Source organism: Nocardia asteroides, from assembly GCF_021183625.1.
GTDB lineage: Bacteria > Actinomycetota > Actinomycetes > Mycobacteriales > Mycobacteriaceae > Nocardia > Nocardia asteroides_A.
Map to the genome: position 1 here is coordinate 4,367,935 of NZ_CP089214.1, position 16,858 is coordinate 4,384,792.

At 69.9% G+C, this 16,858-nt stretch carries 19 protein-coding genes; 8 read left to right on the plus strand and 11 right to left on the minus strand.

All coding sequences use genetic code 11. The features are described 5' to 3' along the window. The first annotated feature begins 15 nt into the window (after positions 1 to 15). From LTT61_RS20765 to LTT61_RS20780, 4 genes are read left to right on the plus strand one after another with little or no spacing between them, the layout of a single operon-like run. Positions 16 to 1,218, plus strand: coding sequence for an acyl-CoA dehydrogenase family protein (locus LTT61_RS20765; RefSeq protein WP_233015738.1), 1,203 nt, complete (start codon positions 16 to 18; stop codon positions 1,216 to 1,218). Next, positions 1,215 to 2,054: an SDR family oxidoreductase gene (locus LTT61_RS20770; RefSeq protein WP_233015739.1), complete on the plus strand. Its 840-nt coding sequence runs from the start codon at positions 1,215 to 1,217 to the stop codon at positions 2,052 to 2,054. Before LTT61_RS20765 ends, LTT61_RS20770 begins: the two co-directional genes overlap by 4 nt. After that, a complete protein-coding gene (locus LTT61_RS20775) occupies positions 2,054 to 2,668 on the plus strand; it encodes a TetR/AcrR family transcriptional regulator (RefSeq protein WP_233021118.1) in 615 nt (204 codons plus the stop codon). The genes LTT61_RS20770 and LTT61_RS20775 overlap by 1 nt, the downstream gene beginning before the upstream one ends. Positions 2,669 to 2,676: 8 nt before the next feature. After that, positions 2,677 to 3,843 carry an acetyl-CoA C-acetyltransferase gene (locus LTT61_RS20780; RefSeq protein ID WP_233015740.1) on the plus strand — a complete coding sequence of 389 codons (1,167 nt, stop codon included), beginning with the start codon at positions 2,677 to 2,679 and terminating at the stop codon, positions 3,841 to 3,843. A 64-nt stretch (positions 3,844 to 3,907) separates the two neighbouring features. Here the strand turns inward: LTT61_RS20780 and LTT61_RS20785 are convergent, their stop codons facing one another. After that, on the minus strand, positions 3,908 to 4,243 hold the full coding sequence (locus LTT61_RS20785) for a hypothetical protein (RefSeq protein ID WP_233015741.1): 336 nt from the start codon (positions 4,241 to 4,243) through the stop codon (positions 3,908 to 3,910). A gap of 122 nt (positions 4,244 to 4,365) precedes the next feature. Here LTT61_RS20785 and LTT61_RS20790 point away from each other — a divergent pair, with 122 nt between their 5' ends. Both LTT61_RS20790 and LTT61_RS20795 read left to right on the plus strand, forming a co-directional pair. Continuing rightward, entirely contained in the window at positions 4,366 to 5,523 is a 1,158-nt protein-coding gene (locus LTT61_RS20790) for a helix-turn-helix domain-containing protein (RefSeq protein ID WP_233015742.1), read from the plus strand. Positions 5,524 to 5,940: 417 nt separating this feature from the next. Next, on the plus strand, positions 5,941 to 6,132 hold the full coding sequence (locus LTT61_RS20795) for a hypothetical protein (RefSeq protein WP_233015743.1): 192 nt from the start codon (positions 5,941 to 5,943) through the stop codon (positions 6,130 to 6,132). Here LTT61_RS20795 and LTT61_RS20800 read toward each other — a convergent pair. The 10 genes from LTT61_RS20800 to LTT61_RS20845 all read right to left on the minus strand — a co-directional run bounded on the left by LTT61_RS20800 (position 6,115) and on the right by LTT61_RS20845 (position 15,080). Beyond that, positions 6,115 to 7,326, minus strand: coding sequence for a hypothetical protein (locus LTT61_RS20800; RefSeq protein ID WP_233015744.1), 1,212 nt, complete (start codon positions 7,324 to 7,326; stop codon positions 6,115 to 6,117). The two genes, LTT61_RS20795 and LTT61_RS20800, sit on opposite strands and share 18 nt — an antisense overlap. Further along, positions 7,323 to 8,513, minus strand: coding sequence for a hypothetical protein (locus tag LTT61_RS20805; protein WP_233015745.1), 1,191 nt, complete (start codon positions 8,511 to 8,513; stop codon positions 7,323 to 7,325). Before LTT61_RS20805 ends, LTT61_RS20800 begins: the two co-directional genes overlap by 4 nt. 20 nt (positions 8,514 to 8,533) lie before the next feature. Then, positions 8,534 to 9,289, minus strand: a complete 756-nt coding sequence (locus tag LTT61_RS20810; protein ID WP_233015746.1) for an ESX secretion-associated protein EspG — start codon at positions 9,287 to 9,289, stop codon at positions 8,534 to 8,536. Then, complete coding sequence (locus tag LTT61_RS20815) at positions 9,282 to 10,583, minus strand: PPE domain-containing protein (RefSeq protein ID WP_233015747.1); 1,302 nt, start codon at positions 10,581 to 10,583, stop codon at positions 9,282 to 9,284. Before LTT61_RS20815 ends, LTT61_RS20810 begins: the two co-directional genes overlap by 8 nt. Continuing rightward, a complete protein-coding gene (locus tag LTT61_RS20820) occupies positions 10,580 to 10,954 on the minus strand; it encodes a hypothetical protein (RefSeq protein WP_233015748.1) in 375 nt (124 codons plus the stop codon). The genes LTT61_RS20815 and LTT61_RS20820 overlap by 4 nt, the downstream gene beginning before the upstream one ends. A 9-nt stretch (positions 10,955 to 10,963) precedes the next feature. After that, positions 10,964 to 11,524 carry a DUF3558 domain-containing protein gene (locus tag LTT61_RS20825; RefSeq protein WP_269821773.1) on the minus strand — a complete coding sequence of 187 codons (561 nt, stop codon included), beginning with the start codon at positions 11,522 to 11,524 and terminating at the stop codon, positions 10,964 to 10,966. A gap of 88 nt (positions 11,525 to 11,612) precedes the next feature. Beyond that, positions 11,613 to 12,692 carry an NAD(P)H-dependent flavin oxidoreductase gene (locus tag LTT61_RS20830; RefSeq protein WP_233015750.1) on the minus strand — a complete coding sequence of 360 codons (1,080 nt, stop codon included), beginning with the start codon at positions 12,690 to 12,692 and terminating at the stop codon, positions 11,613 to 11,615. Then, a complete protein-coding gene (locus LTT61_RS20835; RefSeq protein ID WP_233015751.1) occupies positions 12,689 to 13,441 on the minus strand; it encodes a CoA-transferase subunit beta in 753 nt (250 codons plus the stop codon). Before LTT61_RS20835 ends, LTT61_RS20830 begins: the two co-directional genes overlap by 4 nt. Beyond that, the gene (locus LTT61_RS20840) at positions 13,438 to 14,304 is read right to left on the minus strand and encodes a CoA transferase subunit A (protein WP_233015752.1); all 867 of its coding nucleotides are present in this window, start codon (positions 14,302 to 14,304) and stop codon (positions 13,438 to 13,440) included. The genes LTT61_RS20835 and LTT61_RS20840 overlap by 4 nt, the downstream gene beginning before the upstream one ends. Before the next feature lie 11 nt (positions 14,305 to 14,315). Continuing rightward, on the minus strand, positions 14,316 to 15,080 hold the full coding sequence (locus LTT61_RS20845; RefSeq protein WP_233015753.1) for an enoyl-CoA hydratase family protein: 765 nt from the start codon (positions 15,078 to 15,080) through the stop codon (positions 14,316 to 14,318). 55 nt (positions 15,081 to 15,135) lie between these two features. Here LTT61_RS20845 and LTT61_RS20850 point away from each other — a divergent pair, with 55 nt between their 5' ends. Together LTT61_RS20850 and LTT61_RS20855 are read left to right on the plus strand one after the other, a co-directional pair. Continuing rightward, positions 15,136 to 15,927 carry an SDR family oxidoreductase gene (locus tag LTT61_RS20850; RefSeq protein ID WP_420094675.1) on the plus strand — a complete coding sequence of 264 codons (792 nt, stop codon included), beginning with the start codon at positions 15,136 to 15,138 and terminating at the stop codon, positions 15,925 to 15,927. 17 nt (positions 15,928 to 15,944) lie between these two features. Then, positions 15,945 to 16,853, plus strand: a complete 909-nt coding sequence (locus tag LTT61_RS20855) for an SDR family oxidoreductase (RefSeq protein ID WP_233015754.1) — start codon at positions 15,945 to 15,947, stop codon at positions 16,851 to 16,853. Positions 16,854 to 16,858 lie beyond the last annotated feature (5 nt).

Consider the following 16,858-nt stretch of genomic DNA (forward strand, 5'->3'; position numbering starts at 1 on the left):
GGTTACCCTAGCGTCGTGGGTGCGATCCAGACCTCAGAATCCGGCACGGCGGGCAGCGGCGGGGCCGATTCCGGCGATGCCGCCTTCGCCCGCGAGGTGCGCGAGTGGCTCGCCGACAATCTGTCCGGCGAGTTCAGCGGGTTGCGCGGGCTCGGCGGCCCCGGCCGCGAGCACGAGGCCTTCGACGAGCGGCTCGCCTGGGACCGGCATCTCGCCGCCGCGGGCTGGACCTGCCTCGGCTGGCCGGAGCAGTACGGCGGCCGGGACGCGAGCGTGCGCAGGCAGGTGATCTTCCACGAGGAGTACGCGAAGGCGAACGCGCCCGCGCGGGTCTCGCACGTGGGGGAGGAGCTGCTCGGCCCGACGCTGCTCGCCTTCGGCACCGAGGAGCAGAAGCAGCGCTTCCTGCCCGGGGTCAGGAACGTCACCGAACTCTGGTGCCAGGGCTACTCCGAGCCCGGCGCCGGCTCCGACCTGGCCGCGGTGAGCACCGCCGCGCAGCTGGACGGCGGCGAGTGGTCGATCACCGGCCAGAAGATCTGGACCTCGCTGGCGCACGTGGCCGACTGGTGCTTCGTGATCGCCCGCACCGAAAAGGGCTCGAGCAGGCACAAGGGCCTCTCCTACCTGCTCGTCCCGATGGACCAGCCGGGGATCGAGGTGCGCCCGATCATCCAGCTCACCGGTTCGTCGGAGTTCAACGAGGTGTTCTTCGACAATGCCCGCACCGCCGCCGACCTGGTGGTCGGCGAGCCGGGGCAGGGCTGGCGGGTGGCCATGGGCACGCTCGCCGTCGAGCGCGGCATCTCCACGCTGGGGCAGCAGATCCGTTTCGAGCGCGAGCTGGCCTCGATCGAGGAGCTGGCGCAGCGGTCCGGGGCGGACGCCGATCCGGGGATCGCGGCCCGGATCGATGACGCCTGGGTCGGGCTGCGGGTGCTGCGCGCGCACGCGCTGCGCACCATGGGCGAGAGCGGCGACGAGGGCGGGCAGGCGTCGGTGGGCAAACTGCTGTGGGCCAACTGGCACCGTTCCCTCGGCGAGCTGGCCATGGCCGTGCGCGGCCCGGCCGGGCTGCTCGCCGCCGACGACCTGGACGAATGGCAGCGGCTGTACCTGTTCACCCGCGCCGACACGATCTACGGAGGTTCGAACGAAGTGCAGCGCAACATCATCGCCGAGCGGGTGCTCGGACTTCCGCGCGAGGCTCGGCCGTGAGCGACGGCGCCGGCTCGCGTGAGCACGAAGCGGCCGGGAACGCGCGGCCGCTCTCCGTCGCGCCGGAACCGGTTGCCGGACACGGGCTGCTGACCGGGCGTAAAGCTGTGGTTACCGCCGCCGCGGGCACCGGGATCGGCTCGGCGACCGCACGCAGGCTGCTCTCCGAGGGCGCCGACATCGTGGTCTCCGACTGGCACGAGCGCAGACTCGGCGAGACCAGAACCGCGCTGGCCGATGAGTTCCCGGACCGCACGATCGGCGCCGTCGTCTGCGACGTGCAGAGCACCGAGCAGGTCGACGCGCTGATCACCGGCGCCGTGGCCGAACTCGGCCGGCTCGACATCCTGGTCAACAATGCCGGCCTCGGCGGCGAGACCCCGGTGGTCGACATGGACGACGCCCAGTGGGACCGCGTCCTCGACATCACCCTGAACGGCACCTTCCGCTGCACCCGCGCCGCGCTGCGCTACTTCCGCGAGGCCGGGCACGGCGGCGTGATCGTCAACAATGCCAGCGTGCTCGGCTGGCGCGCCCAGTATGGCCAGGCGCACTACGCCGCGGCCAAGGCGGGCGTCATGGCGCTCACCCGGTGCAGCGCGGTGGAGGCCGCCGAACTCGGCGTGCGGATCAACGCCGTCTCACCGAGCATCGCCAGACACGCCTTCCTCGACAAGACCAGCTCCCCCGAACTGCTCGACCGCCTCTCCGAGCGCGAGGCATTCGGCCGGGCCGCCGAGCCGTGGGAGGTCGCCGCCACCATCGCCATGCTGGCCAGCGATTACACCAGCTACCTGACCGGCGAGGTGGTCTCGGTCAGTAGCCAGCGGGCATGATGAACCGGGTGACCGCTCCCGATGCCGCGAAGCCGAACCGGCGCGCCGAACTGCTCGCGCTCGCCGCCGGACTCTTCGCCGAGCGCGGGTTGCGGGCCACCACCGTCCGCGATATCGCCGACTCCGCCGGCATCCTCTCCGGGAGCCTCTACCACCACTTCGATTCCAAGGAATCCATGGTGGACGAGATCCTGCGCGGCTTCCTCGACGACCTCTTCGGCCGGTACCGGGAGATCGTCGGCGCCGGGCTCGGCTCCCGGGACACGCTCGAGGCGCTGGTCCTCAGCTCCTACGAGTCGTTCGACCGCTTCCACTCCGCGGTCGCCATCTACCAGACCGAGGCCAAGCGGCTCCGCGATTCCGAGCGCTTCGCCTACATCGAGGAGTACAACCGCGAGTTCCGCGAGCTTTGGCACCAGGTGCTGACGGCGGGCGTCGCCGACGGCAGCTTCCGCGCCGAGCTGGACGTGGAGCTGGCGTACCGATTCCTGCGCGACACCGTCTGGGTGGCGGTCCGGTGGTATCGCCCGGGCGGCCCGGTCACGGTCGAGAACCTCGCCAAGCAGTATCTGACCATCGTGCTCGACGGGCTCACCGCCCCCGGGCACAGCTAGGAGTTCCGATGTCCGCACCCCGCCGCGCCCTCGATGCCTATGTCGTGGACGCTGTCCGCACCCCCGTCGGCAAGCGCAATGGCGCGCTCGCCCAGGTGCACCCCGCCGACCTCGGCGCCACCGTGCTGCGCGGCCTGCTCGACCGCAACCCCGTCGACCCGGCGCTGGTCGATGACGTGATCGTCGGCTGCGTCGACAATGTCGGCCCGCAGGCAGGCAATATCGGCCGCACCATGTGGCTCACCGCCGGCTACCCGGAGGAGGTCCCCGGGGTCACCGTCGACCGCCAGTGCGGCTCCAGCCAGCAGGCCATCAACTTCGGCGCGCAGGCCATCATGAGCGGCACCGCCGAGGTGATCGTCGCCGGTGGCGTGCAGAACATGAGCGCCATCCCGATCTCCGCCGCCATGCTCGCGGGCAGGGAGTACGGCTTCGACTCCCCCTTCGTCGGCGCCAAGGGCTGGGACGACCGTTACGGCACCGACGAGGTCTCGCAGTTCCGCGGCGCCCAGCTGATCGCCGAGAAGTGGGGCATCAGCAGGCAGGACATGGAGCAGTGGGCCCTCCGCTCGCACGAGCGCGCCCGCGACGCCATCAAGAACGGCCGCTTCGACAACGAGATCGTCCCCGTCGGCGACTTCCGCGTCGACCAGGGCCCGCGCGAGACCACCCTGGAGAAGATGGCCTCGCTGCCTGCTCTGGCCGAGGGCAGCCCGCTCACCGCCGCCGTCGCCAGCCAGATCTCCGACGGCGCCAGCGCCACCCTGCTCGCCTCGGAGTGGGCGGTCCAGGAGTACGGGCTGAAGCCGCGTGCCCGCATCCACCACGTCAGCGCCCGCGGCGCCGACCCGATCTTCATGCTCACCGCGCCGATCCCGGCGACCAAGTGGGCATTGGAGAAGACCGGGCTGACCATCGACGACATCGACGTGGTCGAGATCAACGAAGCCTTCGCGCCAGTCGTGCTGGCCTGGCTCAAGGAGACCGGAGCCGATCCGGACAAGGTGAACTCGAATGGTGGAGCGATCGCGCTCGGCCACCCGCTCGGTGCCACCGGGGCGAAGCTTTTCGCCACCCTGCTGAACGAGCTGGAGCGCCGGAACGGGCGATACGGGCTGCTCACCATCTGCGAGGGTGGCGGCACCGCCAACGCCACCATCGTCGAGCGGTTGTGATCTCGGCGAGCCGGGTAAGGCGCGGTGTGCTTGCCCGGCTCGCCGATAGTCCACAGGCGTCCGATCAGTCCCCGATGTATCCGGTTTCAGGATTGACCTGAGCCAGGAAGTCGCGGATCGACCGGCGATGGGCATCGATCGTCGGTGGTGACGTGTCAGCGGGCACGTTGAACGGCAGCAGCGGGCTCGGCCGTGGCCCGTCCCCGAGCCAGGCGAGCCGGGGCGGACCCGAGGAGACGCCGTATCCGGAGTTGGGCCCCGACTCCCAGCTGTAGTCGCACCGGCCGTCCGAGTACACCGTCACCGAAAACGTCTCGCCGTCGACGACCAGGGTGAAGGGCTCACCCGCAGCGCCCGGACGCGCATCGTTGGAGAGTTCCTCGCGGTCTTCGGCAGCCATGACCCCACCCTGCCATTTCACTAGGTCCAGGCAGCACCTGACCGTTGCCCCACGAGTGAGGCCCGGACCCGACAGGCTCATCACCGCCGGTTCGACGGGACGGATCGCGCTAGCCTCGTTTCATGGCTGCCCAGCTCGGGGAACTGCTGCGATCGGTGCGGGTGCGCCGCGGCATGACGCAACGGGAGCTGGCCGCTGCGGCCGGGGTGTCGCTGTCGCTGGTCCGCAAAATCGAACAGGGCGAGCGCACCACTGCACGCCTGGACACCCTGCGACGGTTCGCCGTGGCTCTGAACTGCCCACTGACCGCTCTGCTCGGGCCCGAACCCGCCCCGCCCGAGGACGTAGCGGCCGCGAAGATCTGGACGCCGACGCGGGATGCCCTGGCAGCGCTGAGCCCCGGCACCGAATCGGGAGCGCATCCGGGCATGGAATCGGTTCTGGCCTACGCCACCCGGCTCTACCACGACAACGACTACGAGCAGTTGGCCCGCGTGCTTCCGGCCCTGATCGAGGACAGCGGCACCGCCACGCCCCTCTTGCGTTCGAGGGTGCTGCAACTGGTCGGCTCAGCGATGGTGCAGACCCGCCAGCACAGCGCTGCCCGCATCGCCCTGGATCGGTCTGTTGCCGACGCGGAGTCGACCGGCAACGAACTCGATGCGGCATCGGCGGTGATCACACAGTGCTGGCTGCTGCTGGTGGAGCGGCGATTCGACACAGTGCGCCGACTGGCGACGGAGTGGGCCGACCGCATCGAACCGCGCATGTCGACAGCCACGACCCGTGAGCTGTCGACCTGGGGATGGTTGCTGCTTCGCGGGTCCGCTGCAGCCATTCGCGACAACCGGCCCGACGAAGCCGACGACATGATGAGGCTCGCTCGCGCCGGGGCGGTCGCCGTGCGCCGTGAACCCGGCCCCTACCACCAGTACTGGACGACCTTCGACACCGCCGTGGTCGACATGAAGCGCGTCGAGAACGCCGTGGTGGACGACCGGCCGGATCTGGCACTGCGGCTCGCTCGGCAGATCCCTCCTGACCAGCGCCCGACCTCGGACAACCGGAATCGTCATCTGCTCGATGTGGCAGCTGCCAACGTCGAACTCCGTTCCTATGACGCTGCTTTCGGCGTCTTGGTCAAGCTCTCGAATGAGGCGCGTCCCTGGCTGGTGGAGCAGCGCCTGGCCCGCGAAATCCTGGGGCGCATCATCGGCAGGCGCCGCACGCTTACTCGGGAGATGCGCGAGATGGCCGACGCTATCCACCTCGAATACTGACCTATCGCAACTGTTTCGGCGCTCCGTGGCATTTTCTCGACCAACCCGTCGAGAGTGCCATAGCGAGCAGGTGCGCGTCGTTGGGAGTCTTCTGACGGCCCCGCCGCCGGGTTGATACCCCGATCGTTGAGTGAACCGACCCAGATCCCCGGCTGCGGGTGCCTCCCAAGTAACCCAGTGGAAGGCGCAGTTCGGCACATGATCGGTGCATCTATGCCTATACCTCCGAGCGGGGGCGGCGCGCATGGTCCAGTTGGATAACCGTTGGCTCGACTGCAAGTACAGTCCCGACTCGCTGACCGCCGCAGAAGCCCAGATGATCACCGGCTGGCACCGACACCCACCCGGGGACACATGTGTCCTGCAGATCGCAGCTCTCGCCTACTTGTCCGAGCCTGCCTCGGGCGACGAGTGGGAGTGATCGTGGAGGTGCATATATCGATCGTCTACCCGTCGGGCGCGGCGTTCGAGTACCGAATCAACCACACTGCGGCAGAGAAGCTTCGGAGCGAACTTGCACGATGGGCGCCGGATGTCCGGGTGACAGTCGACGAGCACATAACCGCGGAGCTTCTCGAGATTCCCTGCGCTTCACTGTGGGAGCTCTGATGTGTTGGTTGTCAGCAGGTCCGCGATGGTGACGGCCTCTGGCAAGGTCCACGTCGCCGCCTCCTCGGCGAGCAGCCCGTCCCACGAGGGTGCTCCGGCGCGTGCGCGCGCTGCGGAATCGGAGCGGACCTGCAGCGCGAGCGTGCCGATCCGGAGGAGAACCGGAACGTTCAGGTGCCGGGCCGCGACCGCTGTTTCACCGGCGACCGCCGCCGCGGCGGTTTTGGACACGCTGATGGCGCCGGCCGCGGCGTGCGCGGCCAGCAGCATCTCTGTGCGTTTGGCCGCCGCGCCGGATGACAGCTGAGCGGTGCCCGTCGACCGATAGGCCGCGAGGTGCGTATGGGTTCGGATGACGACCTCGGTCGCGAGCACGCCGAGCCCGGGTGTCAGGAGTCCGGAGCGGAGATTCAGGCCGCTCGCGTACGCGTCGTGGGCGAATTTGCGCAGGGTCGGGTCCGGCATCTCGCACAGCAGTGTCCAGCCGGGAAGCGGGAGGTTCATCGGCGTGACGAAGTCGGCGGCCCAGTGCTTCAGCAGCAGCGCGACCGCGAGGTGCCGCTCGGGCGCCTGCGCGAACGGCAGCCCGGAGCGGGTGGTCGTCGCCAGGCCGGTCATGCGTCTGCCCTCCTCCCACCAGGTTCCCTCGAAGATGCCGGTGCGGATCTGGTTCAGGGCGGTGCAGAATCGGCCGATGTCGTGGCCCGCGGACTTGACCCGATGGGTCGGGCCGCCGAATTTCGGGCCGGTGTAGTCGATGGGGAGCCGGGCGGTTTCCCGCTCCCACCGGCGCAGCAGGTCGCTCTTCTTCAACTGGGCAAGCCCGCCCAGCACGGCGGAGTCCACCCGGTGGTCGTAGAGGTTGGCGATCGCGCCGAGCAGGCCGGAGACCCCGACGACCAGCAGATCACCGCGTTCCCACGGCAGCCGCTGAGCGGCCCGCCATGCGTCGAGCTGTGCGAGCGCGACCGGATCGAGCAGGTCGGCGATATCGACTTCGCCTTCGCGTCGTTCCCGATGGTGCTCGGTCAGTTCGGCGTAGCCGAGTTCGACCGGCGCGCTCGCTAGCCGTTGCCGCGCCGCGTGGTCGATCGGCTCGTCGGCGAGTGCCGCCGCGGCGAGTTGCTCGATCGCGTCGAGATCGCGGGTGAGGACGTCCAGGTTGCCGATGTAGTCCGCGTCGACGACGCTCACGCCGCTTCCTCGAGATCGTCGGCGAGGCTGGACACGCCTTCGGCCAGGGTCTCGACCGTCTTCTTCTCGTCCGTGAGCTCGTCCAGTTCGGCGATCAAGGTCTTGAGTTCGTCGTCCTCGGGGCCGGTGACGCGCTCCTTGAGCCGGTCGGCGACGCCGCGGAACCGGGCGACGCGATCCTCCGCCGCGACCCGCTGCTCCCGCTCCGCGTCCAGCTCCGACTGCTTCGTTTCGACCTGCGTCCGGAGCTTGTCGATGTGCTCGGCGAGCGCCGCGACGGTCTTGCCGAGGTTCGTGACCCGCTCCCGCAGGCTGACGATGACGGCCTTCGCCGCCTCTTCGTCGCCGTCCACATCGCGGAGCACGAGCTGGGTCACCACGTGCAGCCGGACGGCATCGGCGGCGATCCGCGCCGCCGTGAGCCCGGCGGCCTTCCCCGCGAGCGTGACCATTCCTGCCCCCGCAGCACCGCTGACACCGGTGATCAGCGCGGCGCCACCGGCCATGCCGAGTCCACCGGCGGCGATGGAGCCGCCGCCGAGCGCCGCCAGCCCTGCGGTCGTGGCGACCGCGCCCGAATAGCCGAGCACCAGTGCGCCGTACGCCCCGGCGATGGCCGGTGCGGCGAGACCGCCGGTCAGCACGCCGAGTCCGAGGCCGGCCCCCGCGAGGAGCGCGTACTTGGTCCAATTGCCCGACGTGGACAGCTTCTTGATCGCGTGCCGGTAGGCGTTCTCCACCGCCTCGAGATCCTCAGGATGAAGCGCGCTCATCGAAGCGTGCGCGGCACTCAGGGTTTCGGCGCGAGCGGCCCTCTCCCACTTTCCCTCTCCCCACGGCTCGAAACCGTAGAGGTCGATGAGCAGAAGCAGGGCCCTGGATCGCCGTGCCACGACCGAGGAGATCTCCGGCCCGGCGGCTTCGAGCGCCTCGAAATCCGGGGCGGCGTCATCTGCGCTGATCAGGAGCACTACCTCGGCCACCGCAGGAGACCACTCCCGGTCGTGCTGCGCAATGGCCGCGGCGGCCGCGGTGCGGAAGGCATTCCGGACTTCGCGCTTGGCCGGTAGATGTTTGCCCTTGGTGGCTGCGATGTCGCGCTGCATCATCCGGTACTGCCAGGCGGTGAGGACGAAGTCCTCGTCGGACGAGAGTTCGAGCTTCTTCTGCACCTGCACCGCGTTCATGCGCCAGAGAGTAGCGGGGTTCAGCCCGAGGCACGCTCGTTCTCGCGGTGCCACCGCTGCGCGCGGACCGCGCGGCGCTCGATCTCGGTGACCATGGCGTCCGCGCTCAGCGGGGCGGCCTCGATCGGGTCGCCGGTGCGGACCAGGTAGCGGCCGTCGTCGTAGTCCATCCACCAGAAGCCCTCGCCGGGAGCCGGACGGGCGTCGATGGCGGGGCCGGGGAAGACCGTGACCTCGCCGAGGGCGCGGCGTCGGCGGGCGAATACGCGGTCGAGCTGGGCGATGGCGCCGTTCGTCGCGCGCAGTGGGCGGTCACGGTCGGTGCGAATGTCGGTGCGGGGCAGTCGGATCGGCGGTTGGGAGCCGGGCGGGCGATCGGGCAGAGCGGCGACGGCTGCTGCCGCTACCTGCGCGGCTCGGCCGTAGCGGAGCACGATGTCCGCGCCGGTGTCCGGGGCGGGGCCGGGTTCCTGGGTGAGTGCGGTGCCCGCGTTGGCTCGGATCGCGCCGTGGAAGCGGACGAGGCGTGCGGGGTCGGTGTCGTCCAGGCCGGTGATCTCGATTCGGACATCCGGTTCGAGCAGGACATCGAGCGCGCGTTCCAGCTCCACCGCGTACATGCCGGTGAGCGTGGTGACGGCGGCCTCCCTGAGTCGGCGCAGATCACGGAAGTCCATGGGTTCCGGGCGGTAGCGCAGGGGGTACGGGAGGCGGTCGCGACCGTAGGCGCTCCACAGTAGTTCGAATTCGAGGCCGGTGAAACGCCACTCAGACATTGTCGCCGCCGATCACCGGCGGCACCGTCCTCGGCAGTGCGTCCAGGCCGGTGAGCTCCTCGCCGTTGCGCTGGTTCACCAGGTAGTCCTTGGTTCCGGTGGAGTTCTCGTCGTCCCGGCGGCCTGCTCCCGCGCCTCCGCCCATCATGCCGGGGGTGCCGGTGGTGGAGCGGGTGCTGGTGGTGGACGCGGTGGTTGTCGCGGGTGTGGCGGTGGTCGTCGGGGGAGTGCCCGCGATGCTGCGGCCGGGTGCGGGGGTGGTGGTCGGGGTGCCGGAAGGGGTTCCGGGGGAGGGAATTCCCGGCCTCGATGGGGTGCCTGGACTAGACGGTGTTCCCGGAGCCGATGGGGTGCCGGGAGTGCTCGACGGTGTGCCGGGCACCGTGCTCGGGGTGGTACTCGCCGGTGTGGTGTTCGGCGTCGTCGAGGTGGGCTGGGTGGTGGGGTCGGTGCCCGCGGCCTCGGTCTGCGCCTCGCTGTCGGACTGATCCTCCAGCGGCGTTTCGGAGTCGGTGGTCGGGGTGTCGGTGGCCGGAGCGTCGGCGACCGGCTCCTCCTCGGCGGTGGGGATGTCGGTTCCGGCCGGACCGGTGCTGTTGGTGCTGGTTGGGGTTCCCGGCGTGCTCGCGGGCGGCCCCTCCGATCCCGGCCCGTTCACGATCACCGGGGCGTCGGGCAGCACGGGGACGCCGTGATCGGTCTGCTGCGCCACCTGCCCATACACGGTCCGCAGAACCCGCCGCGCCTCCTGCGTCGCCTCCTCCTCCGCATAGTCGCCCGCCTTCATCACCCCCTCCTGCGGGAGCGTCTTGCCCGCGACGTCCGGGCGTTCCGTCACGTACGGCATCAGCGCCTGCGTCTGATGCAGCCCGGTATGCAACTCGGCGAGCTTGAGCCCGACCATCGCCGCCGCCGTCGCCAGATCCTCGGACCGCTGGGTGTAGTTCCGCACTGCCGTGACCGCCGACTGCGCCGCCGCCCCCTGCCACCCGCCCTGCACGGTGCGCGCGAACTCCTCGTTGAACACGCTCACCGCGCCGGTGAGATTCATGCCGATCCCCGTCCACGCCTCGGCCGCCTGCTGGGCTACCGAGGGGCGCATGTCGTTCACCGCGTCGACCATCTGGGTCAGCGTCATACTGTCGTAGTTGTCCGGGGCGGGGATGTTCGGTGGGTCGTACTCGCCGGTGAAGCCGGTGTTCGCGCGGGCGGTGAAGTCGTAGATGGTGTCGCGTTCGCGGTTCCACTGCTCTTGAGCGTCGATGATGCGGGCGCGGTACTCGTCGTATGTCATGGTGTGGTCCCGGAGATGTGGGCGCCGGAGACGGTGTCCTGCTCGGCGAAGTTCTGGACGGCCTTCGCCACCGCCTGTTTGGCGACGTTCACGGCATCCATGTGCTGCAACAGCACGGCTTCGAGAGATCGCTCGCCGCCCTTCGCCTTGCGGGAGAATTTGTCCTGCAGTACATGCGATGAGGGAAATCCGCCGAAGCCATCCAGGTATTGGAGACGGACGACCTGCATGTAGATCTCCTCGAGCCTGAGCAGGTAGTCGTCGCACACCTTGTCGAGGCCCTGCCCGACATTCGGATCCAGCGACAGCTCGCCGGCTTCCGCATCGGTCAGCACACGCTGCCACTCGACGTTCGAAATCTCCGGTTCCATCGGTGTCGCCTATCCCGCCGGTAGCTGCGTGGCCAGGTCGTCCGCGTGACCCGCCGCAGCGGAGCAGGGATCGCCCTGCCGTCCCTTGGTCGGCCGGACGATGAGCCGGAAAGCGACAGTGCCTTCGGGGACTTCGGTGGCGACAGTGCAGATGAAGCCGCGGGAGTCGCCGGCGTCGAGGAACTGGACCGCGGGCCGCCCGCCTACCGTGAGATCGGTGAATGCGGTGAAGTCTGTCCGCCGGCGAACTTCGTCGAGTGTCGGCCGGCCGGAGAAGAGGGTCAGGTCGTACCAGTCGGCCTCGGCTCGCCAGTTGCACACCTTCCAGCCGTCGAACGCAACGCCGGCGACGTTCGAGACCTTCGTCCCCGGATCCAGCCCGGTTGCGGATATGGCCGAATCGGGCAGCCCGCACGGATCCCACAGTCCCGCATCCGGATCGGCTTTCGTGCTCGGCGCCGCCGTCGCAACTGCCGACGACTCCGGCGCAACCTCCTCCACCGTCGGCCCACACCCCGCACTCAGGCACGCAGCGACAAGCGCCCCAGCAACAACCCCTGCCCTGCGCATCTCCGCACCCTCCCTGCCGATGCGGGGCCGGTACCGTCTCCCCGCCCCGGACGGATCAGACGGTACCGCTCGGCACGAACACCGGCAATCAGTGCTTGGCGGGACTCGCCGCCAGTGCGGAGAGCGATCCGATCCGCGCGACCGCGTCGTCGACGATCCGCTCGATGAGCTCGGCACAGGTCGGCAGATCCTCGATGATCCCGGTGACCTGCCCGGCGGCAAGCACCCCCGCCTCGGTATTTCCCTCGACCAACCCGGCCCGAAGCAGCATCGGCGTATTGGCCGCCATCACAACCTGCGACCAGGTCAAATCCTTCGCCTTGCGCATGGCGAGCCCGTCCCGCACCAGGGTCGACCACTTCATCCCGGTCATCCCCTTGAACTTCGCCGCGTTCGCGACGGCGGCGCTCAACCCGCGCACCCGCCCCGACTTCTCCAGCCGGGAAACGAGTTCGGTGTTCAGCACCCGGTGCGGCATGCCGTCCACCTTGAGCGACACGACGGTGTCCTGCAGTTGCCTGCTCAGATACTCCTGCTTGACCGAATCCGGCACCGAACTCTCCTGCGTGAGCAGGAACCGGGTGCCCATCGCGACCCCGGCCGCACCGTAGGCGAGCGCGGCGGCCAGCCCGCGCCCGTCGAAGAAGCCGCCCGCGGCGACCACCGGGATGTCGACCGCGTCCAGCACCGAGGGCAGAAGCAGGGTGGTGGCGACCGGACCGGTGTGCCCACCGCCCTCGCCACCCTGCACGATCACCGCATCGGCGCCCCAGGAGGCGACCTTCACCGCGTGCTTGGCCGCGCCGATGGACGGAATCACCACCACGCCCGCGTCCTTGAGCTTGGCGATCAGCTCCTTCTTGGGCGCCAAGGCGAACGAAGCCACCCGGACACCCTCCCGGATGAGCAGGTCGATCCGCTCGGGGGCGTCCGAGGCATCGGCTCGGATGTTCACCCCGAACGGCTTGGAGGTACGCGCCTTGGTCTTGGCGACAGCCTCTTCCAGCTCCGCGTAGGTCATGGTCGCGGAGGCGAGAATGCCGAGCCCACCGGCATTGGAGGTGGCGGAGACGAGACTCGGCCCGGCCACCCAGCCCATGCCGGTCTGCACCACCGGGTGCTCGATGCCGACCAATTCGGTGAGCGGGGTGCGCAGCCGCGCGGTCACTGCGGCACCTCGCGGTCGCGCGCCGACCTGGGATCGAGCACCTCGCGGATGAGCCGCAGCTCCTCGGCGGTGGGCAGCCGGGACTCGGGAGCATCGGCCAGTCCGGCGATCTCGAACGAGGTGTTCTCCGCGACCTCATCGGCGGTCACGCCGGGGTGCAGGCTGCGCGCGCGCAGCGTGTGGTCCGGGCCCTCGAAGTCGAAGACGCCCAGGTTGCTCACTACCCGGTGCAGGTGGTGGAAGCGAAACGCCGGGTTGGCCGGATCGACCTTGTCGTACCCGACGCCGGAGACGATGTCGACCTTCTCCACGAACACCCGCTTGCCGTGCTTGGGCACGAAGTAGCTGGTGGCGTGGTTGATGGTGTTGCCGGGGGCCCCGCGCACGCCGAACATCTGCCTGGTCGGCTGCTGGAGCGCGCCGAAGGCGGAGAGGTTCTGGTTGCCGTAGCGGTCGATCTGGTTCGCGCCCATGACCACGTGCCTGCGGCCGGAGGCGACCACGTCGAAGACCTTGCGGAACGGGATCCAGCCCTCGATCGGCGCCGAGCGGCCGAGCGCGGGAGTCTCGGCGAAGAACCGGGCCTCGCCGTCGGAGAGCAGCAGGTCGGGCTCGGTGGTGAGCTTGGCCAGCCGGGCGCCGATGGTGGTCAGCGGCGACATCGGGCTCGCCATGATCTCACCGGCGCCGGCGAAGATCTCGGCGCACGCCACCGCGCAGACCTCGGCGCGGGTAATGGTCTCGGTCACTTCTGCTCCTCCGCGAATCGCCGCACGGCGGCCTGGTACTCGTCCTCGGGCACCGCGAGATAGGTGTCCACGAACTGCTGCCACGCCTCCGGCGTCTTGGCCGACTCCACGTAGTGCCGCTGGAACTTCTCGTCCCGGCCGTAGTCGTCGGCGGCGAGCGTGAAGTGCGCGCCGCCCGGCGCCTCGACCACGCCGTCGACCAGCATCCGGCTCAGCAGCAGTGCCTGCGGCGGAACGGATTTGACCAGCTCCTCGGTCTCGACGACGCGCTCCACCGAGAGGTAGCGGCGCTCGGCGGCCAGGCAGTAGAGGTCGTCGAAGTAGGGGTCGATGCCGGTGTAGGCGGCATTGCCGTGCGCGTCGCCGATGTTCAGGTGCACAAGTGCGGCGTCCAGGTTCAGCGCGGGCATGGCGATCAGCGTCTCGTCGCCGTAGGGGGAGGCGACGGTCTTCAGCTCGCCCTCCCAGAAGTTCGGCACGTCGGAGCCGAGCCCGGCGCGGATGGGGAGGAAGGGCAGCCGGGCCGCGGCCGCCTCCAGGCCACACTTGACCATGCCCTCGTCCATCTCGCGCACCACGATCTCGCCCGCGGTGCGCGCCTTGGCGAACCACGGATCGTAGAAGGGCGCCGAATCCAGCGAGACGAAGCCGTAGTACGCCTTGCGCACCTTCCCCGCCGAACAGAGCAGCCCCAGGTCGGGGCCGCCGTAGGTGACAACGGTGAGATCGGTGATGTCCGAGCGCAGGATCGCGCGCACCAGCGCCAGCGGCTTGCGCCGCGAGCCCCAGCCGCCGATCCCGATCGTCATCCCGCTGCGCAGCTCGCCGACCACGTCGTCGAGCGACATCCGCTTGTCGCGCATCGTTTATTCCCTCAGTTCCCGGACCGGCGCGCCGCCAGATCCTCGTCGAAGCGGTCCCGGATCTCGTCCGAGACCCCGGCCAGGTTGAGCTCGAAGGTGAAGCCCTGCTCGAAGCGGTAGCTGCGGTGCACGTCCTGCACGTCGATGCCGTTCAGGGCGCGCTTGGCGGCCCGGATCACCCGGCCGTCCTTGGCCGCGACGTTCTCCGCGACCTTCAGCGCGGCCGCGTCCAGCTCCGCGCGCGGCACCACCTGGAAGACCGAGCCGAAGTGATGCAGCTGCTGCGCCGTCACCGTGCCCGCGGTGTAGAAGAGCGCGCGCATGAGGTGCTGCGGCACCAGCCGGGAGAGGTGCGTGGCCGCGCCGAGCGCGCCGCGATCTACCTCGGGCAGCCCGAAGGTGGCGTCGTCGCTGGCGATGATGATGTCGGCATTGCCGACCAGCCCGATCCCGCCGCCCAGGCAGAACCCCTGCACCACCGCGATCACCGGCACCGGGCAGTCGTACACCGCGGCGAACGCCTCGAAGCAGCCGTGGTTGGCGTCGATCAGCGCCTGGTGCCCCGGCTTGCTCTGCATCTCCTTGATGTCGACGCCCGCGTTGAACCCGCGATTGTCCGCGCGCAGCACGACGACCCTGGTCTCCTGATCGCGCCCCGCCGCGCGGATCTCGTCGGCCAGGGTGAACCACCCGGCCGACGGAATGGCATTGACCGGCGGGTAGTCGACCGTGACGACGGCGACGCCCGGGGCGGCGGAGTGACGGTTGATTCCCATCGCGTGTCCCATCGAAGCGTTGGCAAAGCAAGCAGTTGCTTGGTAGGTTAGCACGGTGGCCATCGATATCGACCTGACCGATCACGTCGTGCTGGTGACCGGCGGCGTGCGCGGTGTCGGCGCCGGAATCAGCCGGGTCTTCCTGGCCGCGGGCGCGACCGTCGTCGCCTGCGCACGCCGCCCGCCGGAGTCGCCGATCACCGTGGACGGGCGCACGGTCGAGTACCTGGCCGCCGACGTTCGCGATCCGGAATCCGTTCGCGCGCTGATTGATTCGATCGTCGAGCGGCACGGCCGGCTCGACCACCTGGTGAACAACGCCGGTGGTGCGCCCTTCGCCCTGGCCGCCGATGCGAGCCCGAGTTTCCACAGCAAGATCGTGGCGCTCAACCTGCTCGCCCCGTTGCAACTGGCGCAGGCCGCGCAGGCGGTCATGCGGGACCAGCAGGGCGGCGGCACGATCACCAGCATCACCAGCGTCAGCGGGGTGCGGCCGTCGCCGGGCACCGCCGCCTACGGCGCCGCCAAGGCCGGGGTGGACAGCATGACCACCTCGCTCGCCGTGGAGTGGGCGCCGAAGGTGCGGGTGAACTCGATCGTCGCGGGCCCGGTCGAGACCGAGCTGAGCGAACTGCACTACGGCAATGCCGACGGCGTCGCCGCGGTGGGCCGGACCATCCCGATGGGCAGGCTGGCCCGGCCGGAGGACATCGGCCGCTGCGCCGTCTTCCTGGCCTCGCCGCTGGCCGGCTTCATCACCGGAACGGCGCTGCTGGTGCACGGCGGCGGCGAGCTGCCCGCCTTCCTCGGCGCCGCGACCACCGAACACCACGAGCAGCTGAGCTGACCAGGAGAAGGACGAGCATGAGCGAGCAGATCTGCGCCGGGCGCACCGTCATCGTCACCGGCGCGGGCCGCGGCATCGGCCGGGCGCACGCGCTGGCCTTCGCCGCCGCGGGCGCGAAAGTTGTGGTGAACGACCTCGGCTCGGCGCTGGACGGCGCCGCCACCGGCGAGACCCCGGCCGAGCAGGTGGTCTCCGAGATCCGCGCCGCGGGCGGCGAGGCCGTCGCCAACGGCGACGACGTGGCCGACTGGGACGGCTCGCGCAACCTGGTGCGCCAGGCCGTCGACACCTTCGGCGGGCTCGACGTGCTGGTCAACAACGCGGGGTTCGTCCGCGACCGGATGCTGGTGAACCTGGCCGAGGACGAGTGGGACGCGGTGGTCCGGGTGCACCTCAAGGGGCACTTCGCGCCGCTGCGGCACGCCGCCGAGTACTGGCGCGGGGAGTCGAAGGCCGGGCGCGCGGTGCAGGCCCGGGTGATCAACACCAGCTCCGGCGCCGGGCTGCAGGGGTCGGTCGGGCAGGGCAACTACGGCGCAGCCAAGGCCGGTATCGCCGCGCTGACCCTCACCGCCGCAGCGGAATTCGGTCGCTACGGCGTCACGGTGAACGCCATCGCGCCCTCCGCGCGCACCCGGATGACCGAGACGGTCTTCGCCGAGATGATGTCCACCCAGGGCTCCGACTTCGACGCCATGGCGCCGGAGAACATCTCGCCGCTGGTGGTCTGGCTGGGCAGCGCGGAATCGGGCGACGTCACCGGGAAGATCTTCGAGGTCGAGGGCGGCAAGGTCGCGCTGGCCGACGGCTGGCGGCACGGCACCCCCATCGACAAGGGGCAGCGCTGGGACCCGGCCGAGCTCGGCCCGGTGGTTGCCAAGCTGATTGCCGAATCGGTGCCGCAGGAGCCCGTCTACGGCGCCTGAGCCGA

Excerpts from the sequence above, each read along its gene's own strand:
- LTT61_RS20775 (WP_233021118.1), top strand. The coding sequence starts at position 2,054 with ATGAACCGGGTGACCGCTCCCGATGCCGCGAAGCCGAACCGGCGCGCC.
- LTT61_RS20780 (WP_233015740.1), top strand. The coding sequence starts at position 2,677 with ATGTCCGCACCCCGCCGCGCCCTCGATGCCTATGTCGTGGACGCTGTC.
- LTT61_RS20785 (WP_233015741.1), bottom strand. The coding sequence starts at position 4,243 with ATGGCTGCCGAAGACCGCGAGGAACTCTCCAACGATGCGCGTCCGGGC.
- LTT61_RS20790 (WP_233015742.1), top strand. The coding sequence starts at position 4,366 with ATGGCTGCCCAGCTCGGGGAACTGCTGCGATCGGTGCGGGTGCGCCGC.
- LTT61_RS20805 (WP_233015745.1), bottom strand. The coding sequence starts at position 8,513 with ATGAACGCGGTGCAGGTGCAGAAGAAGCTCGAACTCTCGTCCGACGAG.
- LTT61_RS20810 (WP_233015746.1), bottom strand. The coding sequence starts at position 9,289 with ATGTCTGAGTGGCGTTTCACCGGCCTCGAATTCGAACTACTGTGGAGC.
- LTT61_RS20815 (WP_233015747.1), bottom strand. The coding sequence starts at position 10,583 with ATGACATACGACGAGTACCGCGCCCGCATCATCGACGCTCAAGAGCAG.
- LTT61_RS20820 (WP_233015748.1), bottom strand. The coding sequence starts at position 10,954 with ATGGAACCGGAGATTTCGAACGTCGAGTGGCAGCGTGTGCTGACCGAT.
- LTT61_RS20825 (WP_269821773.1), bottom strand. The coding sequence starts at position 11,524 with ATGCGCAGGGCAGGGGTTGTTGCTGGGGCGCTTGTCGCTGCGTGCCTG.
- LTT61_RS20840 (WP_233015752.1), bottom strand. The coding sequence starts at position 14,304 with ATGCGCGACAAGCGGATGTCGCTCGACGACGTGGTCGGCGAGCTGCGC.
- LTT61_RS20845 (WP_233015753.1), bottom strand. The coding sequence starts at position 15,080 with ATGGGAATCAACCGTCACTCCGCCGCCCCGGGCGTCGCCGTCGTCACG.
- LTT61_RS20855 (WP_233015754.1), top strand. The coding sequence starts at position 15,945 with ATGAGCGAGCAGATCTGCGCCGGGCGCACCGTCATCGTCACCGGCGCG.